Origin of the sequence: Acinetobacter pullicarnis (assembly GCF_006352475.1) — a bacterium.
Taxonomy (GTDB): domain Bacteria; phylum Pseudomonadota; class Gammaproteobacteria; order Pseudomonadales; family Moraxellaceae; genus Acinetobacter; species Acinetobacter pullicarnis.
In genome coordinates, this window is sequence record NZ_VCMZ01000001.1 from 1,874,725 (window position 1) to 1,894,559 (window position 19,835).

The 19,835-nt window shown below is 40.6% G+C and carries 15 protein-coding genes; 6 read left to right on the plus strand and 9 right to left on the minus strand.

Annotation, left to right across the window (positions count from 1 at the left end; translation table 11 throughout):
* Positions 1-157: 157 nt before the first annotated feature.
* From catA to FD716_RS08290, 7 genes are all read right to left on the minus strand, one after another.
* On the minus strand, positions 158-1,078 hold the full coding sequence (catA, locus tag FD716_RS08260) for a catechol 1,2-dioxygenase (RefSeq protein ID WP_139851857.1): 921 nt from the start codon (positions 1,076-1,078) through the stop codon (positions 158-160).
* A gap of 182 nt (positions 1,079-1,260) precedes the next feature.
* Positions 1,261-2,322, minus strand: coding sequence for an NADH:ubiquinone reductase (Na(+)-transporting) subunit F (locus FD716_RS08265; RefSeq protein WP_139851858.1), 1,062 nt, complete (start codon positions 2,320-2,322; stop codon positions 1,261-1,263).
* Between the two features lie 12 nt (positions 2,323-2,334).
* Positions 2,335-2,697 (minus strand): phenol hydroxylase subunit P4, encoded by a 363-nt coding sequence (locus FD716_RS08270; protein ID WP_139851859.1) that lies wholly within the window; start codon positions 2,695-2,697, stop codon positions 2,335-2,337.
* A gap of 71 nt (positions 2,698-2,768) precedes the next feature.
* Entirely contained in the window at positions 2,769-4,307 is a 1,539-nt protein-coding gene (locus FD716_RS08275; RefSeq protein WP_139851860.1) for an aromatic/alkene/methane monooxygenase hydroxylase/oxygenase subunit alpha, read from the minus strand.
* A gap of 77 nt (positions 4,308-4,384) precedes the next feature.
* Complete coding sequence (locus FD716_RS08280; RefSeq protein ID WP_139851861.1) at positions 4,385-4,654, minus strand: MmoB/DmpM family protein; 270 nt, start codon at positions 4,652-4,654, stop codon at positions 4,385-4,387.
* Between the two features lie 11 nt (positions 4,655-4,665).
* Positions 4,666-5,670: an aromatic/alkene monooxygenase hydroxylase subunit beta gene (locus FD716_RS08285; RefSeq protein WP_139851862.1), complete on the minus strand. Its 1,005-nt coding sequence runs from the start codon at positions 5,668-5,670 to the stop codon at positions 4,666-4,668.
* A gap of 18 nt (positions 5,671-5,688) precedes the next feature.
* The gene (locus tag FD716_RS08290) at positions 5,689-5,979 is read right to left on the minus strand and encodes a phenol hydroxylase subunit (RefSeq protein ID WP_139851863.1); all 291 of its coding nucleotides are present in this window, start codon (positions 5,977-5,979) and stop codon (positions 5,689-5,691) included.
* 376 nt (positions 5,980-6,355) lie between these two features.
* On the opposite strand from FD716_RS08290, the gene mobR reads away from it, so the two are divergent.
* Positions 6,356-8,035, plus strand: a complete 1,680-nt coding sequence (gene mobR, locus FD716_RS08295; protein ID WP_139851864.1) for a phenol degradation transcriptional regulator MobR — start codon at positions 6,356-6,358, stop codon at positions 8,033-8,035.
* A gap of 540 nt (positions 8,036-8,575) precedes the next feature.
* Here mobR and FD716_RS08300 read toward each other — a convergent pair.
* Positions 8,576-9,778, minus strand: coding sequence for a YbfB/YjiJ family MFS transporter (locus tag FD716_RS08300; RefSeq protein WP_139851865.1), 1,203 nt, complete (start codon positions 9,776-9,778; stop codon positions 8,576-8,578).
* A gap of 223 nt (positions 9,779-10,001) precedes the next feature.
* Between FD716_RS08300 and FD716_RS08305 the strand changes: the two genes are divergently transcribed.
* On the plus strand, positions 10,002-10,886 hold the full coding sequence (locus FD716_RS08305; protein ID WP_139851866.1) for a LysR substrate-binding domain-containing protein: 885 nt from the start codon (positions 10,002-10,004) through the stop codon (positions 10,884-10,886).
* Between the two features lie 297 nt (positions 10,887-11,183).
* Entirely contained in the window at positions 11,184-13,172 is a 1,989-nt protein-coding gene (tkt, locus tag FD716_RS08310; RefSeq protein WP_139851867.1) for a transketolase, read from the plus strand.
* Positions 13,173-13,281: 109 nt separating this feature from the next.
* Here tkt and FD716_RS08315 read toward each other — a convergent pair whose 3' ends face one another.
* Positions 13,282-14,877 carry an ATP-binding cassette domain-containing protein gene (locus FD716_RS08315; protein WP_139851868.1) on the minus strand — a complete coding sequence of 532 codons (1,596 nt, stop codon included), beginning with the start codon at positions 14,875-14,877 and terminating at the stop codon, positions 13,282-13,284.
* Positions 14,878-15,956: 1,079 nt separating this feature from the next.
* On the opposite strand from FD716_RS08315, the gene fimA reads away from it, so the two are divergent.
* From fimA to FD716_RS08330, 3 genes are all read left to right on the plus strand, one after another.
* Positions 15,957-16,511: a type 1 fimbrial major subunit FimA gene (gene fimA / locus FD716_RS08320; protein WP_139851869.1), complete on the plus strand. Its 555-nt coding sequence runs from the start codon at positions 15,957-15,959 to the stop codon at positions 16,509-16,511.
* An 86-nt stretch (positions 16,512-16,597) separates the two neighbouring features.
* Positions 16,598-17,275, plus strand: a complete 678-nt coding sequence (locus FD716_RS08325) for a fimbria/pilus periplasmic chaperone (protein ID WP_139851870.1) — start codon at positions 16,598-16,600, stop codon at positions 17,273-17,275.
* A gap of 11 nt (positions 17,276-17,286) precedes the next feature.
* A complete protein-coding gene (locus FD716_RS08330) occupies positions 17,287-19,833 on the plus strand; it encodes a fimbria/pilus outer membrane usher protein (protein WP_139851871.1) in 2,547 nt (848 codons plus the stop codon).
* The last annotated feature ends 2 nt before the right edge of the window (positions 19,834-19,835 follow it).

A 19,835-nucleotide genomic window follows, 5' to 3' on the forward strand; every position in this document is an offset into this window, starting at 1 on the left:
CGAAAAGTAGATAAGCATCTGCCGAATAATTAAAAACAAAGCACTCAGACAAAGTCATACATCGATGGGGATAAGAGAATGCAGTCTCCATGAAAATAGCCTAAGCAAAGTTAGGCTATGATCTTGAACAGGGTTTTCAAGCGAAATGGGTTATCGCCTAAGCACTGGCTCGGCGACGATCAATATCAGTGGTTTGTGCTGTCTCAGTATCTTTCGTGAGTTCAATATTGAAAGTGATTTGTTTGAAAGGTGCATTGATACCACGTGCAGCAATCGTTTCCGCATTTGTCACATCAACGGCAGCAGCAACTAAACCTTCACGGGTTGCAAAGGCAAAGTCATCCCACAGGTACGGGTCACCTTCAATATTAAATTGCGTGGTAAGTTTGCGATAACCGGGTGCAGAAATAAGGTAATGCACATGCGAAGGACGTTGACCGTGACGACCCAATTGGTTCAATAGGGCTTGGGTGGTGCCTTGAGGTGGGCAGCCATAACCCACTGGCATGGTGCTTTGTGCCAAATATTGACCATTGTTATCTGAGAAAATACTGCGACGTAAATTAAAGTCAGACTGTGATTTATCAAAGAAGGAGTAATTGCCAAGACTGTTGGCATGCCAAATTTCAACTTTGGCATTTTCAATCACATTGCCTTCGGTATCAGTCACTGTACCTGTAATGAATAAGGTGTCGACTTTGCCATCTTCGGAGCCATCATCCATACGTGCAAAGCCAACACTTTCAGGTGCGCCAGCCACATACAGCGGGCCTTCAATGGTGCGGGGCGTACCACCACTAATACCTGCTTTGGCATCGGCTTCATCGGCACGCAAGTCGAGATAATGTTCTAAACCGAGGCCTGCTGCCAATAAACCAAGCTCATTGGCTTGACCTGCATCGGTAATATATTCGAGACCTTTCCACAATTCTGTTTGAGAAATATCTAAGTCTTCAATCGCTTGGAAAAGATCTGCAACAAGACGAACCACAACTTGTTGCACACGTGTGTTGACTGGATGAATTGCACTATCAACGTTGATTTTTTTAACCAGTAAATCGATTTCTTGACGATTCATGCGGCGCTTCCTTGTCCATGGAGGGAGTTTAAGTTGAATAAGCTGGCGAATCAGAACGTAAATCAATACATTGCATTCTGCTGGCGCTTGAGGGGGAGACTGCGGCAGCCCAGTGGTTTGGACTGCCGTAAATGGAGGTTGGTTAAATGCTTGTCTTAATCACAGCTTGCAGCGTAGGTGAATTAAATATGTCTAAACAACGCTGAGCGAGATTCACTTGAGGCGCCATCTGCGGCACTCAAAAAACGTTCTGTATGAATATCACGTTCAAATAAACGACTTTGCATTAGGGTTGAAATCGCAGCATCGATCATCGGCGGAGGACCGCATAAATAGGCTTTGTGGCCACCACATTTGTTTTCAAAATAATCAGCCACGGCTTGGTGTACAAAACCAGTAAAACCTTGCCATGCATCTTCTACTTTCGGGGCATTTAACGCTGGAATATAACGGAAGTTTGGATATTGTTTGACCCAAGACTCAAACAACGCTTGGTTATACAGTTCTGCCACATCACGTGCACCTTGGAACAAATAAATCGTGCGCTGATCACCGGCTTCAAGCAGGTCCAAAATCATTGACTGCGGGCTAGAAAGACCTGAACCACCGGCAATGAAAATCATATTTTTTTCATCAGACTTACGCACAAAGAATTGTCCGTATGGGCCCGATAGTTCAACGTCGTCACCTGTGTTGAGCGATTCATGTACATAGCTGGTTGCAGCACCACCGATCACATGGCGGATATGCAATTCAATAATGCCAGCTTCACTGGGCGCATTGGCAATGGAAAAAGCACGGGTGCCTTCAATGCCTGGCAGTTGTAAGTTGATATATTGACCAGCTTGGAACTGCATATTGCGATCAATGGCTAAACGCACACCTTTAATGGTTGGAGACAAGTCTTTGATCTCGATGACCTTGGCTTGATAATCCTCGACCAAATAGCCTAAGAAATCTTCGTCCTCATCGACATCGGCTTCAATCACCATGTCTGATTCGGGCTTACAGCAGCAAGCCAAAACTTTGTTTTCTTCACGCTCGATATCCATCAGCGCAAAAGGGGATGCATCGCCCAAGTCAAAAAAACCATCGGTGACTTGGACTTTACAGGTGCCACAGGTGCCGTGACCGCAAGCGAAAGGTAGCCAAACCCCTTGACGCAGTGCGGCATCTAAAATGGTTTGATCTTCTTCTACTTCAATCGTCGTGCCGAGGGGCTCAATTGTAACTTGATAGCTCATGGTGTACCTCGATTAAACGTGACTGCCGTTATAACCCGTTAAACCTGGGGTCGAAAAACGCAATAATGATTTGTGAACAAAACCTAAGTCAGCCAGTTTCTGCTGTGCTTCAGGTTGGATTTGCTTGCGATTCAGCACAAAATTTGTGGCTGACCAATCGATCTGTGCAAAATCTGGATGCTGTGAAAAGCCTGCTGGCATCAATTGATCGAGCAATTGTTGAAAAGTCGCCTCTGGCGAAATTAAGAATGCTTTGGCGGAGCAAAACAAAGTGTGATGATCCCATCCAATGTAAATCAAAATATTGTCGCCATAATTGCTTTGCGCATCACGCGCTGGGAAGCTGTATTCTGGGGTAATTGCACGTACTGCCATGATTTTATTCCTTTATCTGCTTGCCGAGGTGCAGAACACACACCTCAGCCAATCCTTAGGGTCTGGAGATATTAGCTATGATCGCCTTTCCATTTTTTCCAACGTTGTTGGTCTGGTGAGCCTTCGATATCGAGATTGTCCGCGCCCACATTCATGTTGTAGTAGTCACGTAAAATATCGTCGAGTTCTGGACCACCACAGTTGCCTTGTAAGATTTGGTTAACTGGCATCCAAGCTTGGGCATATTTTTCAGGTTCACGTTCGAAAATATCGTGGCAACCATCTGAACAGGTGTGATACAGCTCACCATTGAAAATACTGTCGCGATAGCTAAACATGGTTTGATCGCCATCCATTTCCGTAAAGGTCATTGGAATCTGACAGATCTGACACAATTGGGGTAAGCCATCTGAATAGAAGCGTTTACCTTCTGCTTCCATTTTGCGCGCCAATTCCCAACGTGGACGGTAGTATTGGTCAAAGGTATCTGGGTATTTTTCAGATAACCAATCCATTTCTTCATCGGTTGGAATCCAGGTGTGGAAACCAGCTGCATGGCCAAAGTTATAGAAAATCCACCACGCTTGATGTGAAACGTGTTCTTTTTCTTTCACAATTACGTCTGAGTACTTCGGCATACGAATGCCATAACGGCCGAGGTCTTTAAATAAGGCGCTACCCGCTTGCTCGAAGTAGACTTCCCAGGCTTCTTTCCAAGACATCACTTTGTTTGGCAACATATAGTCCATCATCATGCCGACGATTGACAATAAACGCGTCCCACGCCAGAACCATTTATCAATCCATTCTTGGACGATTGGCACGTTGTCTTCGTGTTGCTCAAGTAAGAACTTGACGATTTCAAGACCCAGTGTCATATGACGCGCTTCGTCAGATTGTGCACTGAAACCGAAAGTCACCGTGGCCATATCGCCGTTATGTGCTGCACCAGACATAAACGGAACAAACAACAAGTTGGTCAAGACATATTCAAAGGCAAAGCTGATTGCCAATAAAAACTCAAATGGACCCGCAGAGCGTGCATCTTCAAAGAATGACTTCGGTACAGACAAATACCAAACTCGGTCATGCATATGTGCCCAGTCTTGGAAACCATCAAAGAACTTGTTGTAATGGCTCATGGCATGAATTTGCGTTTGCACATGGCGCAATTCATCAATCGATTGCATTTGTGATGCTATACGTGCACCAATGCCACTAAATTGACGACCCACATGGGCATAGCCTTGGTAGGCTTGGTATTCAAGTGGGGTTACTGCGGTTAAGAACAGTTTAATCGCATTTAAATAGCGCTCATTGGAAACGTTGAGCTGACCATTGTTTTGCGAGAAAGCATCGAAAATGGCATAGAGCTTTTTCTCTTTTTCCGCTTGGTATTTCCAATAGGTGTCCATGGTCAGACGGAATGGATCTTCCCATTTTGACCAGTCGGTAATTTTAATGCCTTCAAACTCTTCATAAGGGAAAGCATCTTTACGGTCAACGTAAGAGAAATCCCAATCTAGATCACGGCTCAGAATACGATAGCGATCTTTGGCGTTCATTTTTTTTGTTGCCGTTTTTTTGTCGGCTTGTGCTGGACTATTCATGTCGATTATCCTTTTCAATCTTTAGAAAGGAGCTGATTTAAATCTGAGGGTGACTTAAACCAGTTCCATATCAAGCTTTAGTTCCACATCAATGTGAAGCTGTCTTCATCTTCTTCAACGTTGCCACCAAGGGTGATCATGTTGAGCTGTAGGGCTTGGATATCCCAATCTTGCCCCAGCTTTTCAGAAACGGTTTCAGCACGAACCACCAAGCGTCCAACATTTTCAACCCGAATCATTGCAGGGAGGTACTGAATGGTTGCTTCTGGATTGTCTTGCTCAATCGCTTCGATGATGTAGCGAGAAACGTCATTGTCTTGCAGTGCTAAATAAACTTTAGATGTCATGTCCATATTCCTTATGCAGCAGCATCGAGGTTGAGGCTTAAGCCCGCTTTTTTACAACGTTCTGCAATCACCGCGATGGCAATCTCTACAGCAGATTGATCGAGTGCAGTACCCGCCCAAGCAGAGAATGCGTTTTGCACTTGCGGTAAAAGTTCAGCAATCCAGCTTTGCATTAAGGCTTTATTTTCTTCAGATTCAGCCGCTGCAGTTTTAAATACCGTGTCTGTCCATTTACGTAGATCGGTGAGGCAGTCCTGCATAAATTCGGTCAACATGGCAATATCACGCGCGCCATTTTCAACCAATAATTTATCAAATTCGCCATAAACCAAGCTTTGTATAAAGCCGTCAATCAGTAGACTTTGTAGTAAGAACAACTTGAACCAATCTTGTTCCAGTAAGCTTTCTTCACAGAGGCGACGTAGCGGTTGCCAAGCAGCGTCATTCATCCACGCTTGTTTGGCTTGTTGTAGTGATTCACCCGTATTGCCATCAATCATGAGACCGATACGCGAGACATACTGCGCCATACCTAAGCGATCCATTGCTGCAAAAATACAGGCTTGGGTGATGACCGTACCGTAACCATAAGCACTGCCTGACATCATATGTAGGTTGGCGGTTTGCTCAACATAACGAAACGGGAGCAAGCATTGAATGATTTTGGCTTTGGCTTCTTCCGTGATGTTGTCTACGAGGCCACGCTTTTCAAAGAAGGCATAACTGCTTTCAGCGGTGTCTTGCAAACGTGCACGGTGCTGCACATAGGTACCATAGTAAAATTGACGCGGATCTTTAAACGCATACCAGTCTTGCATGTGCAACGCTGTATGGGTTTTATCGTTCAGGGTTTTATCAGGTTTCCACAGCGGACGATAATGGAAGTTGGTGGCACCTTGTACATCAAAACTAACTTCTTGATAACGAGTGGCTGGCTTATTACCAAATCGACGTTCGATATAGGCATAAGTGTGGCGAATCGGTTCAAGATTGGCGGTTTTAATTTCTAAAGTCATCGCTATCTCCTTATTAACTTAAGAATGATCATCTTGATCAGAATGTTGGCGCGCTTGGCTCAGAATTGTTGGTTCAATCCCATAACGCCATTTGTCTTCTTGCGCATCGTTCCAGGCTTGCTGTGCTTCAGTCATCTCAACAACTTTGTTGATTTCACAAAAATCTTGAAAGGCTTGCTGTGGTAAAACCAATTCGACAAAAAGAGTCGGATCGTGAATGGCAAAATCGAATTCAACAAAGGTCGCATCACGTTTACCTGTGATACGAATAAACTTGGTCAGTTCATTTTCGGAAAGGGCTTGAGTCATCTCGGTCATCCTGTTGTCTATCCACACTTATCATCAGATCAGTGACGCAACCTTGCGTTTGTTATGTACATTTCAAAAGTCGTGCCAACTTTTTAAGTTATTGATATTTATTGAGTTAATTGTTTTTGTGGAAGGCGGTTATTTTTAAACATTTGAAAGTTAATCATTTGATGAAAAATTTAAAACGTATTTTTAAGCAAAAGGTGAAAGAAAATTTGTTTAATGCAAATTTTTAATGCAGGTTAAGTTGATCTAGTTGATTGATATTTAAATTAAATACCCAAAAAGTATAAAGTTATTAGAATAAGAGACTGAACCTCTTCGGCAAAAATTGGTTAAGATTATCCTTAGCGATTCGCCAAGGATGGATGTGGCTATGGCTCAAGCCAAGGAACTAAAGCGTGCTAATCAAAAATTAGCGCAAAATAAAGAAATTCAGGATTTGCTCGATAAAATCCATTTTGATACCCAACATGGACAAATTTGGTTTGAAGAAAACCGAATGTTGCTCATGCATACCAGTATGTTGGGTTTTCTCCGCAAAGATTTGCATCAGATGTTGGGACTTGAGCGGACCAAGCATTTTTTCATTCGTTGTGGCTATCAAACAGGCATGCGTGATGCTGAAGTCACTTCAAGACTACGACCAAATTTAACTGAAGCTGAAGCCTTTATGGCAGGGCCGCAAATGCACGGCATTCGGGGTATGGTGCAGGTTGAAGTCAATGATTTGCAGCTCAATCGAGATCAACAGAAGTTCTATGCCGATTTTAATTGGCACAATTCTTTCGAAGCAGAAGTACATTTAACTGAGTTCGGTAAAGCAGATGAACCGTCTTGCTGGATGCTACTCGGCTATGCTTGTGGCTATACCAGTTTTGTCATGGGGCAAACCATTATTTATCAGGAAACCCATTGTGTTGCACGTGGGGATGACTATTGTCGAATTGTTGGTAAGCCTTTAAAAGAATGGGAAAATTCAGATGAATTGATTCAATTTATGTCACCAGATCCAGTCTCTGATGAAATTATTGCGTTGCAATCTGAACTCAATTTACTCAAAAAAAATATCTACACTGAAGCCGAAGCCGATTACACCATGTTTAATTCGGTGGGGGAATCTCAGGCCTATCGCAATGTTTGCGATCTGCTGAAAAGAGCCGCAGGCAGTAAAGTTGCGGTATTGCTCCAAGGTGAAACTGGGGTGGGTAAGGAGGCCTTTGCACGTGGTATTCACCAAGCCAGTCAACGTAAACAGCAGCCGTTTATCGCCGTGAACTGTGCCTGTATTCCGCCAGACTTGATCGAAGCCGAATTATTTGGGGTTGAAAAAGGCGCTTATACTGGTGCGACCCAATCGCGTATGGGCAAGTTTGAGCGTGCGCATGGGGGAACAATTTTCCTCGATGAAGTCATTGAACTCTCTCCGCGTGCACAGGCGGCTTTATTGCGGATGTTACAAGAAGGTGAGTTTGAGCGCGTAGGTGACCATCAAACTCGTAAAGTGGATGTGCGAATTGTGGCGGCCAGCAATGAAGATTTACATCAAGCGGTTAAAGCCGGGCGTTTCCGAGCAGATTTATTTTATCGGTTAAATATTTTCCCTGTGCAAATTCCACCACTCAGAGAACGCCGTGAAGATATTCCATTATTGATCAGCCATTTCTTAACACGTTTTGAAAACTTGTATGGCAAGACCTTAAAGGGGTTGAGTGACAAGGCCAATAACTATGTCATGAACTATGACTGGCCTGGAAATATCCGCGAATTGGAAAATATTTTAGAACGCGCAACCTTACTGACCGATCATCAACAAGAAATCAAGCTGACCCATTTATTTCCACAATCTTTGGACAAGCAAGAAACGGAACAGAATAATCGTGTTGAACAACATATCGACTCATTGTTTGAAAATGAATTTTCTCTCGAAGATTATGAGCAGCAGATTATTAAAGCAGCGATGGACAAGAGTAAGCAGAATGTATCGGTGGCAGCGAGAATGCTTGGCATTAGCCGTGCAACGTTAGATTATCGCTTGAAGAAGGTGACGGCGTAGCTTGACTTCGGCCAAAGCGCACCTCTTCTTTTCAAGCTTGGTAATAGTCGAGCTACTTTAGATTATCGCTTGAAGACGTTACGGTGTAGCTTGGCTTCGCAAACCTCTCCCAGCCTCTCCTTTAAAAGGAGAGGAGCACTGGGTTGCCTACTACATATAGCGCTCCTCGATTGTATTTTTGGAAAAGGTCGGTATCTACACATTTATTTAAGAAATGTATTTGGTCGAAATATGTAATTCATTTGAGCTCAAACAAAGGCATTTAAATCTCGTTTAGCCTAAAAACTGTTGGTATTTAATAATTATATTGAATATCAAAAATACAAAATCTCCCCCTCTTACGCCATATATGGCTCATCTTTGAAAAAGAGGGGAACTCCTGTTAAATCAATGCCTAGCATTTGCTACACAACGCTCCTTCCTTAGAAAAAAGAAGGTTGGGATGGATTTCTTTGGTTCGTAAACAGCATATTGAAAGATATGTAGATACCTCTCCTTTTTAAGGAGAGGCTAGGAGAGGCTAGGAGAGGATGCCTCGTATCAAAGTGCCATTGATGATGCTTTTTGAGGCTGTTTTTTCGCGTAGACCATCCATAAACTTAAGCCGACTCCGATTGCCATTGCACTGCCCCCCATTGCGAAGAGTTGTTGGTATTCAACATGATGTACCAGTAAATAGCCCATACCTAAGCCCCCAATTAACTGTGCAATGGCAAAGGCCATTACCGCAGCACCCCACGCCTGACGATGACGCTGTGCGGTGACAATGTCTGCCAAGAGGATTGAGCTGAGTGAAACCGTTGCGGGATTCATTACCCCAGAAAAAAATGAGGATAGCGTCAGAAGATAAGGGTTGGAAAAATAGGCTGGGATAAAAATCGCCAGACTATAGATTAAATAGAGACGCCATAAGGCCCCCATGCCACCCCATCGTTTAACACTAAAAAATGCGGTCAAAGCACCAATCAGCGAACCAGATCCATAGACCATCCATTGTAGATTGGCAAAGCTTTGCGGTAGCTCTAAACGATGTACCAAAAAATCGACCCAATACAGAGAGTGTGGAATATAAGCAATCGCACTCATGAAATATGCTGCAATCACCAACAGCGCGAGTAAGCGCTGCTGGTCTGTTAGCGCGGCTGGATTAACCTGTAGATTGGGTTGATCGCTTGCGTGGGTTTGTGGCAAAGTTTTGAGCATATAGGCCAAGATTAAGGTCAGAACAATACTCAATCCGCCAAGTGCGTACCAGGCAACCGCCACACTAAAATGCCCCACTTGCGGCAGGAGCGTTGTGGTGAGTAATACCCCAAAACCAATGCCACTAAAGGCGATTAAACCCAGTAAGTTTTTTTGTTCAGGCAGCACTTGTTTGAGCGCGAAACTTGGCCCAAGCACCATCAGTAGACCACCGACCAGTCCTGAAATGATCCGCCAGCTTAAATACCAAAACTCAGGCAGTGCGATTATGCCGCAGGCAATAAGGCTGATACTTCCAAATAACGCACTCAGTATTAACACCGGTCGAATCATATGTTCTTTGATGGCGAAGATCGCAATAATTGCACCGATCAAATAGCCGATCAGGTTGGAGCTGGCCAAGCTGGTGGCAAAGTGGAGATCCCACCAGTGTTGGTCAATGGTGAGTGGCATCAGTGCAGTATATGAGAAACGAAAGACCCCGACGCCCAAACTGGTTGAACAGAGCGCAATCACACAGAGGCGTTGAAAATTAGTCATGGTGTTCAAACTCAATCCGTGATTTTGATGGGCAATGATTGTTATTAAAGGCTTTTTGGAATATCTTGTGAAATGATTAAATGTGATTCAGATTATCATTAAATGAGATACCGGCATTTAAATGGGTTTGGTTAAGGTCTTGATTCTATTCGATCGAGTGATGAAGCAATATAAGTGTATAGGTTTAGATGGATGTGTCGGATATGAGCGAGGGAGTGATAATATGCAACTGAAATCTTTAGAGGTTTTTCTTGCTGTGGTTGAGCATGCTAGTTTTTCAACAGCGGCACAAGTATTACATACGGTACAGTCCAACATTACCAGTCATATAAAAAAACTGGAGTCTGAACTGGGGTGTGAGTTACTCAGTCGACAAAACCCAATTCGGGTCACCAGTGCAGGAACCCAATTGCTGCATTATGCTGAGCAAATCGTCCAGTTGCATCATCAGGCCAAATCACATTTTGTCAGTCAAAATTTATGTGAAGATTTACCGCTTCGCATTGGAAGTATGGAAACCACAGCCGCTTTTCGGTTGCCCAGTATTTTTCATGATGTGTTACAACGCTTTCCGCAATTAAAGTTTAATTTACAGACCTTACCGACCCGTTATTTAATTGATGCTGTACAAAATCACGAATTGGATTGCGCCTTTATTGCCAATACCCAAGAAGTACCCCAGGTCTTTAATTTACCAGTTTGGCAAGAACGCTTGGTTTTGGTGGCAGCCAAGCACGTCAAGATTAGCTTAACGGCAGAGGATTTATATCAGCAGCGTTTTATTGCTTTTAGACAGGGCTGTTCATATCGCCGTAGTATTGAAACACTGTTACAGCGCTTGGCGTTGCCTGCCAGTTTAATTGTGGAAATGGGCAGTCTCGATGGCATTATGGGCTGTGTCAGTTTAGGCATGGGTTTATCAATTTTTCCAGAAGCTTATATTCGACATACCCGATATTTTAATAACCTGCAAATCATTCCTTTAGATGCCGAGATTTCGGTCAGTAATACCTATTTGATTGCCGCACAGCCTGCGACATGGAGCAATAATTTAAGATTATTCATGAACTGCATTGAACAGAAAACCAGTCAGCGCAGTGCGGCTTAATTGTAGTTGTTTTCTGTTTTTTGTCGATTGGAGGCGGGCAGATGAGATTTTGGATGATTGCCTAAATTGAATTGCAAGATGATGTATTTTGCACCTAAAGCTAAATTACTGCATTTTCAGGCAAGTATTCTCAAGAAGGCGTGTGGTTGTTGGGTGAATTTTAATTAATTTGACATATCTTTGTAGAATTCTAATGTTAATCCTTTACCCCATCAGTTTTTTTTAAGACAATAGCCACTTGTTTTGAATTTAATTCAATCACACCCTTATTCAATTAAACGTATTGGACTTTTATCTATGACAACCCCGCTTCAAGAACGTCGTGTTGCAAACGCAATTCGTGTATTGGCAATGGATGCTGTACAAAAAGCAAATTCTGGACACCCAGGTGCTCCAATGGGGATGGCCGATATTGCCGATGTCGTTTGGCGTGAATTTTTAAATCATAATCCGTGCAACCCACAATGGGCAAACCGCGACCGTTTTGTATTGTCTAATGGTCATGGTTCTATGCTGCATTATGCTTTGTTGCATTTGACTGGATATGATTTATCAATCGAAGATCTGAAACAATTCCGCCAGCTCGATTCAAAAACACCAGGTCACCCAGAATATGGTTATGCACCAGGTATTGAAACCACGACTGGTCCATTGGGTCAAGGTATTGCCAATGCCGTTGGTTTTGCTTTGGCTGAAAAAACCTTAGCCGCGCAATTTAACAAAGCAGATTTAGCGATTGTTGATCACTTTACCTATTGCTTCTTGGGTGATGGTTGCTTAATGGAAGGGATTTCACATGAAGTCTGTTCATTGGCAGGCACATTAAAGCTTGGAAAACTCGTTGCTTATTATGATGACAACGGCATTTCAATTGATGGTGAAGTTGAAGCATGGTTCTCTGATGACACTGAAAAACGCTTCGAAGCTTATGGCTGGCAAGTGATTCGTGTTGATGGTCATGACGCTGATGAGATTCGTCAAGCCACGATTCAAGCCAAAGCTGAAACGCAAAAACCAACGTTAATCATTTGTAAAACAGTGATTGGTTTGGGTTCACCAAATAAACAAGGCAAAGAAGATTGCCACGGTGCACCACTTGGCCATGACGAAATTGCTTTAACCCGTAAAATGCTCGGTTGGGCAGAAGCTGCATTTGATATTCCTGCTGATATTTATGCAGCATGGGATGCTAAACAAAAAGGTGCGGCTGAAGAAAGTGCTTGGGATCAACTTTTTGCTGAATACCAAGCAAAATACCCAGCTGAAGCCAAAGAATTATTACGCCGTATCGAAGGGACGCTTCCTGCTGAATTTATTGCACAAGTCGATGCATTTATTGCTGAAACCAATGCCAAAGCAGAAACCATCGCCACCCGTAAAGCCAGCCAAAACACCTTACAGGCTTTGGGTCCATTACTCCCAGAATTATTGGGTGGTTCTGCCGATTTAGCCGGTTCTAACCTGACTTTATGGAAAGGTTGTGAAAGCGTAGAGAAAAATCCTGCAGGCAACTATGTACATTATGGTGTACGTGAGTTCGGTATGACCGCAATGGCCAATGGTGTTGCATTACACGGTGGCTTTGTTCCTTACGTTGCAACGTTCTTGATGTTTATGGAATATGCACGTAATGCAGTGCGTATGTCTGCGTTGATGAAACAACGTGTGATCCATGTGTATACCCATGACTCTATTGGTCTTGGTGAAGATGGTCCTACGCATCAACCGATTGAACAAATTGCATCTTTACGTGGTACACCAAACTTAAATACTTGGCGTCCAGCAGATACCATCGAAACAGCAATTGCATGGAAATCTGCATTAACCCGTCAAGATGGTCCAACCGCATTAATTTTCTCTCGTCAAAACTTGCCATTCCAAACGCGTACTGCGGCACAAATTGCAGATGTTGCGAAAGGTGCTTATGTGTTGGCTGAAGAAAAAGGTGCATTGAAAGCGATTATTATTGCGACTGGTTCAGAAATCTCTTTGGCAATGGAAGCTTATGCGCAATTAGACGGTGTACGCGTTGTGTCTATGCCATGTGCTGAAGAATTTATGAAACAAGATGCAGCTTATCGTGAAGCCGTTCTTCCACACGCAATTCGCGCACGTGTTGCGGTTGAAGCTGCGCATATCGATTACTGGTGGAAATTTGTTGGTCTAGACGGCAAAGTGATTGGCATGACCACGTTCGGTGAGTCTGCACCAGCTAAAGACCTCTACAATCACTTCGGTATCACCACCGATGCAGTGGTTGCAGCTGTAAAACAAATGACTGCTTAATTTACTCAGTGGTTTATTAACCGGTTTAAAGCTTGATTTGTTCAGGCTTTAAACTCAAAAAAATCTCAGCGTCGTGCTGAGATTTTTTTTGTGTATTAGTCCCGCTTGTTTAGTGTACTTGGCCTTGGCAAATCGAATAGCTCTGCTCAATACCACATTCTTCAACAAAGCTTTTATCATGTGACACCAAGATCACACTGCCCGGATAAGCACGAATCGCTTCGGCCAATAGACTGCGTGATTCAATATCTAAATGATTTTCAGGTTCATCTAAAAGTAAAAGTTGAATTTTTGCACTGAGTTGGCTAATTGCCAATAGCGCGACTTTCAGTTGTTCTCCGCCACTTAAGCAATGTAGTGGCAATAGCGCTTTATCACCACGCAAACGCAATTGTCCCAATAAACGACGATATTCGAGTTCAGCGGTTTCTGCACATAAACGCATGAGATTTTCAAGCGCACTCTGGTCTTGCGCTAAAAAGCTAAAATTTTGATCTAAATATAAGGCTTCAACAGCTAAATACAATTCGCCTTGCATGGGCTTACTTTTAAACTGAATTAATTTCAGTAGGGTGGATTTACCTACACCATTCGCACCACTGAGTTGAATCTTTTCACCTGCTGCTAAAGCAAAATGAATTGGCTCGATATTCAGTTGGGCTAAGCGAATTTGATTGAGTCTTAATATTTCACCTTGTTGTGTTGCACGACTAAACTGTAGTTCAAAACGTTGTGCTTTGATTTTTTCAAGTTGTTGTTGATGGTTTTGCAGATTGTGCATGCTGTGCTGCAGTTGTTTATCGAGTTGCTTACCTAAACTCGCGACGGAATGCTGCGCTTGCTCTTTTTTAAAATCTAATAAAATTTTAGCTTGCGAGCCAGAACAGCGTATTTTATTACCTGCTTGTTTACGTTTCTCTGCCTTCATTAAGGTTTCGTGTTGCTGCTGTTTCATTTGCTTGACATCGCGTTTGTCATGCTCAACACGACGTTGCAGTGCTTGCATCTGTGCCTGTTGCTGTTGCAGATAGTTTGCGTAGTTACCGCCATAGTGTTGTAGGCCGTGTTCATTGAGGGCAAAAATATGCTGCACATGTTGCAGCAGCGCGCGATCGTGGCTAATCAACAAACAGCCTGCAGGATGTTGCGCTATCTGCTCAATTAACCATTGACGACTGGCGTGATCGAGGTGGTTACTGGGCTCATCTAACAGTAAATAATGGTCTTTAAGTTGAAATAAACGGCACAGCGCCAGTTTGGTCGTTTGCCCCTCACTCAAATATTGCAGCGGGAAATTTAGGTCTGTTGGTAGTTGGGCAGATTCAAGCATCACTTGCCATTGCTGAGGCAAGTGCCAACAACCATCGACTTGTGCAAAATCATCGGTAGTTGCATCGCCATTTTCAATACGTGAAAAGCAATCTGCCAATTCGGTAATGTTCAGTGCATCGGCAATGCTTTGACCAGTCAGCCGATTGAGTTGTGGTAAATAGGCATGTGGACAATGCCATTGAATTTCACCCTGATAAGCCAAAGTTAATTTTTGCTGCGCCAATAGCGCCATCAGCAAGGATTTACCCTGACCATTACGACCAATCAGTGCTGAAGCTTGTTTAAAACCAAGCTGCAAAGTGAGGTCACTAAAAAGGTGAGTATGATTAATTTCAAGACTAAGTTGTGAAATAACACAAGCAGATTGGGTCATAGAGAACTCCGAATAAGCCAGTGCAAAATAGAGGTGTGATTAGATCTTCGCCATAAACGCGTTGCTTTTTTATTTATGCACTCGAGGCAATTAAAATACGCGATGAAAATGGTTAGGTCGAAGAAATATCATTTAAATGGGGATTAGCCAAATGAAAAACAGCAGTCTAGATTGCACATCAAAAAATAAATAAGATAAATGATGAGAAAATAGAACTTACTTCATTGGCAGAAACTCGATAGATTTATAGATTATGGGCGCTAAGATAAATGAAATTTTAGCTGAGGTCAAATTTATAACTTGAAACAAATACTGTGGATGGGCTTATACATTATCGACTCAGATTCCAATAACAGGTATGTCTGTTCAATGAGTAAAATATGCCAGGTCTAGTCAAAGAAGGACTCCTTTGAAGGTTAATTTATTGATCGTTTGGGGAGGGGGAAAGCGAATATGCATTAATTTGTGTAATAAAATTACAATGTTAAGAGATAAGACATACGATAAATCATGCTTTTACTTTAGTTGCTGTTAAGTATTGCTTCATAAGCAAGGTGTTATTGATGCTGATTTACATATTTTAAAATAAAAATAGAGAATTATCAGAATAACTAAAAAGTAGATGGAAGTGATTATTCTATAAGCAAAGATTTCAATATACTTTCATATCCATAAGCTAGAGAACCAATAGGGCTGAATTTTATTTTGCTGATGATTAGTTTTTGTTTTTTTTGAATCAGTGCAGTTTAAATAATTAATTTGTGATTTAAGTGTAATACTAAATGGTTATAATGTTTATTGCTCTGCTTGCTGTGATTTTAATAAAATAAATGACTATAAAATGAATATAATATGGAGTTTATTTTAAGGTTATTGTTAATAAAAAATACATAATGTCTTTTTGGTTTTAATAAGGTTGGCTTTATAGTTTAATGAAATTGATTAATATTTTTTGATTAAAAAAAGTACTGGAAATAAGGGTTTTATTGATGGAGAATAAGGCATCAAATTATAAGTCTATATTTGAAATAAAATAATTTGATATTTAATCAAAAAAATCTTAAATAATAGGAAAAGCTATGAAAATTAAATCACTCATTTTAGGTGTGCTATCTTCAACAATATTGGTTTCTGGTTTGGTCAACGCAGCCACTGTCACTATTAATGGTGGTACAGTCAACTTTAAAGGTGACTTTGTTAATGCTGGTTGTGCTGTGAGTACTGATACAGAAAATCAAACCGTATTATTAGGTCAGTACCGTGCAGCAGATTTAAAAGCTGTTGGGCAAACAACAACAAATATTCCATTTTCTATTAAACTTGTGGGCTGCAATACGGCTGAAACGCAATCAGCACAATTTTCATTTAATGGTGTAGCCGATGTAGTCAATAACGACTTATTGTCACTTACCGCCAGTAATAATAATATTTCAACAGCAACTGGTGTTGGTATTGAAATATTAGATAGAACGGGTTCAGCATTAAAACCAGACGGTAGTAGTTTCTCAACGGTAGAGAATCTACTTGAAGGAACCAATACAATTCATTTTAATGCGCGTTACAAAGCTACAGCTGCAGCAGTTACAGCAGGTAAAGCAGACTCTTCTGCGACTTTTGTTATTAAGTACCAGTAATTTATAAAGTAAATTTATGGATGACTAAATATAAAATATATTTAGTCATCCACACTATAAAATAAATAGACGTGAGTGAAGTTTTCATGGGGCTAAAAAAAATATTGACAGGAATTGGTTTTTTAATCACTTCCTTTTCAGTTGTTGCTGACGGTGGGGTTGGTTTAGGCGCAACAAGAATGGTTTATCATACTCAAGATAAAATGGCATCGATGCCTGTTATTAATAGTACATCCAATCAGCATTACTTAATAAACTCTTGGGTTGAAGATAGTGATGAAGTTAAAACAAAGGATCTCATTGTTACACCACCATTATATTTAAGTGAACCAAATTCTGAGAATGCCTTACGGGTTATTAAGGTTTTAGATAACTTTTATAATGATCGTGAAAAACTTTACTATTTAAATGTTAAATCAATTCCATCATCAAAAAGTGAAATTGAAGCTGATAAAAACACCCTGCAATTTGCAATTCTTTCTAGAATAAAAATTTTTGTAAGACCACCTGGATTAGAACGTATTGATGAGCTTGAGAATAAGCTAGCATTTAAAATCATTAATAATGATGCCATTATTTCAAATCCAACACCTTATTATATGAACATGGTTAATGTCTTTTTAGATGATAAGAAAGTAGACAGTATAACATTACAACCATTCGGACAAAAAACAATGGATAAGGGAACAAAAAAAGTTAAATTTCAATTGGTTAATGATTATGGTGCTTTAACTAAAGTAAAGGAAGTGATACATAATAATTAAGGTGCGAGGATATGTTAAAAAAAATATTTTTAACGGAATTAACCTTTTGTATGATTCTAATTTCTCGTTTTGGAGAGGCAGGATTATATTTTAATCCTAACTTTTTAAGTGATATTGATAACGTTGCAGATTTATCTATTTATGAAAAGGGAATGCAAGGTCCAGGTGAATATGTCACCAATATTTATCTAAATGATGTTTATCAAAAACAAGAAGATTTAGTCTATAACCTGAATGAATCAAACTTAAATATTTCTGGTAAAAATCGTGGCTTATATCCATGTGTGAGTGCGAAGCTTTTGAAGGATATTGGTGTAAAGGTATCAAGTTTTGAGCTTCCAGCTGATGCGGCGTGTTTGAACGTGCAAGACCTAAGTAAAGATGCAACCTTAAGTTATGATTTTTTTGAGCACCGGTTAAATATTAGTTTTCCTCAGATTTATATTAATCAAGCTGCATTGGAAAGCATCCCGCAAGATCAATGGGATAATGGTATTAATGCATTTCTGTTGAACTACAATTTATCCTCAAATTATAATCAGGATAATGAGGACTACTTTTTAAACCTTGATAGTGGTTTAAATATTGGGGGATTTCGACTTAGAAATAATAGTACATTTTCATTAAATAAAAATGGTGATCATTCGACAAGAGAATGGAATTCGATTGCCACCTATCTTGAAAAATCTATTCCTCAACTAAAGAGTAATCTGATTTTAGGTGAGAGTTATTCTTCAAGTCCTGTTTTTGATGGCGTTGGCTTTCTTGGTTTACGTTTATCAACCGCCAGTGAGATGAAGCCGAATAGCTTACAAGGGTTTGCACCGACGGTTACAGGTATTGCGCAAACCCGTGCTAAAGTGACCATAAAACAGAATGGTAATACCATTTATCAAACCTTTGTTTCACCAGGTCCATTTAATATTGATGATTTATATCCAACAGGATCAAGTGGCGATCTTGAGGTTATTATTGAAGAAAGTGACGGTAGTCAGCAGATTAAATTTATCCCATTTTCCACCGTGCCAGTATTACAACGCGCTAAAAACTTTACTTATGATTTTGTTATTGGTGATTTTAGAAGTGGCAATCAATCACAAGGGGATACATTTTTTACCCAAGGTACATTTATTTACGGTGTAAATAATCATTTAACTGTATATGGTGGTACTCAACTTGCATCTAAGTATCAAGCAATTAATGCAGGTGTTGGCTCTAATTTTGGTAAATACGGTGCTTTTTCCGTTGATTTAACCCATGCAGAATCTACTTTATTTGATGATAGTCACCATACCGGACAATCTTTAAGATTTTTATACTCAAAAAGTATGAATAAAACTGGAACGACCTTTCGGTTGTTAGGCTACCGTTATTCAACCAAAGGGTTCTATACATTAAATGATGTGGCCTATCTTGAACCAGAAGGATATGAGTATGAAAAAACAACAGATGCCGATGGAAATATAATCTATAAGCCCTATTCTTATTATAATTTATTTAATAATAAAAAAGGTCGGTTTCAGTTAAGCGTCACACAAAATTTAAAAGAGTATGGGAACTTCCATTTGTCTTTAGATCGACAAGATTATTGGAATACAACACAAACCAGTCAAAATTTTAGTTTTGGATATTCTAATTTCTGGAAAAGTTTAAATTATGGTGTTTCATATAATATTTCAAAAAACATAGGTTTTAATGAAACAGAAAATATTTTTGCATTCAATCTAAGTTTACCATTGGATGCTTTGTTCAGAAAAGTTGGAGTAAAAAAATCAGTTTATTTAACATCGAGTATAGCCAATAGTGATACTTCGGGTACAAGCTCATCTGTTGGATTAACGGGGACTTTGCTTAAGGACAATAACCTTGCGTATTATCTAAATAGATCGAGTAGTGATAGTTCAAAAAATGCATATAGTTTAGGTATGAATTATACAGGCTCATATGGAAGTTTGAGTGCAGGTTATTATGCTTATGATCAGGTGAATAGCTATTCATTAAATGCTTCTGGTGGAATGCTCTTACATCGGGATGGGATTACATTTGGCCAATTACTCGGTGACACAACTATTTTAGTGAAAGCCAAAGGCGCAGCAGACGTTGGTGTTGAAAACGTCAAAGGTGTTGAAACAAATCGTTTTGGATATGCAATTATTCCTTATGCCGATGCATATCGATATAACAGAGTTTCACTTAATGTTAATGACTTAAAGTCGAATGTGGATTTAATGAATAATGTTAAGACAATCGTACCAACTCGTGGTGCCGTGGTTTTAAGTGAGTTTAATACCAAACTCGGTTTTGCAAGTCTAATTACAATTTTAAAAGACGGTAAACAAATTCCATTTGGATCCATTGCTATGGATGAGAGTGGCGAGAGTAGTGGAATTGTAGGCGATGAGAGTCAGGTGTATTTAACTGGATTAAAAGCCAGTGGAATGATCGAAATTAAAACCAGTTCGCATTTAACCAGTATCTGTTCGGCACCTTATCGCATTCCTGAAACTGAGTATGGAAAAAATGTGATTTTATTAAACTTAAACTGTGAAGTGGAATAAGG

Excerpts from the sequence above, each read along its gene's own strand:
- catA (WP_139851857.1), bottom strand. The coding sequence starts at position 1,078 with ATGAATCGTCAAGAAATCGATTTACTGGTTAAAAAAATCAACGTTGAT.
- FD716_RS08265 (WP_139851858.1), bottom strand. The coding sequence starts at position 2,322 with ATGAGCTATCAAGTTACAATTGAGCCCCTCGGCACGACGATTGAAGTA.
- FD716_RS08270 (WP_139851859.1), bottom strand. The coding sequence starts at position 2,697 with ATGGCAGTACGTGCAATTACCCCAGAATACAGCTTCCCAGCGCGTGAT.
- FD716_RS08275 (WP_139851860.1), bottom strand. The coding sequence starts at position 4,307 with ATGAATAGTCCAGCACAAGCCGACAAAAAAACGGCAACAAAAAAAATG.
- FD716_RS08280 (WP_139851861.1), bottom strand. The coding sequence starts at position 4,654 with ATGACATCTAAAGTTTATTTAGCACTGCAAGACAATGACGTTTCTCGC.
- FD716_RS08285 (WP_139851862.1), bottom strand. The coding sequence starts at position 5,670 with ATGACTTTAGAAATTAAAACCGCCAATCTTGAACCGATTCGCCACACT.
- FD716_RS08290 (WP_139851863.1), bottom strand. The coding sequence starts at position 5,979 with ATGACTCAAGCCCTTTCCGAAAATGAACTGACCAAGTTTATTCGTATC.
- mobR (WP_139851864.1), top strand. The coding sequence starts at position 6,356 with ATGGCTCAAGCCAAGGAACTAAAGCGTGCTAATCAAAAATTAGCGCAA.
- FD716_RS08300 (WP_139851865.1), bottom strand. The coding sequence starts at position 9,778 with ATGACTAATTTTCAACGCCTCTGTGTGATTGCGCTCTGTTCAACCAGT.
- FD716_RS08305 (WP_139851866.1), top strand. The coding sequence starts at position 10,002 with ATGCAACTGAAATCTTTAGAGGTTTTTCTTGCTGTGGTTGAGCATGCT.
- tkt (WP_139851867.1), top strand. The coding sequence starts at position 11,184 with ATGACAACCCCGCTTCAAGAACGTCGTGTTGCAAACGCAATTCGTGTA.
- FD716_RS08315 (WP_139851868.1), bottom strand. The coding sequence starts at position 14,877 with ATGACCCAATCTGCTTGTGTTATTTCACAACTTAGTCTTGAAATTAAT.
- fimA (WP_139851869.1), top strand. The coding sequence starts at position 15,957 with ATGAAAATTAAATCACTCATTTTAGGTGTGCTATCTTCAACAATATTG.
- FD716_RS08325 (WP_139851870.1), top strand. The coding sequence starts at position 16,598 with ATGGGGCTAAAAAAAATATTGACAGGAATTGGTTTTTTAATCACTTCC.
- FD716_RS08330 (WP_139851871.1), top strand. The coding sequence starts at position 17,287 with ATGTTAAAAAAAATATTTTTAACGGAATTAACCTTTTGTATGATTCTA.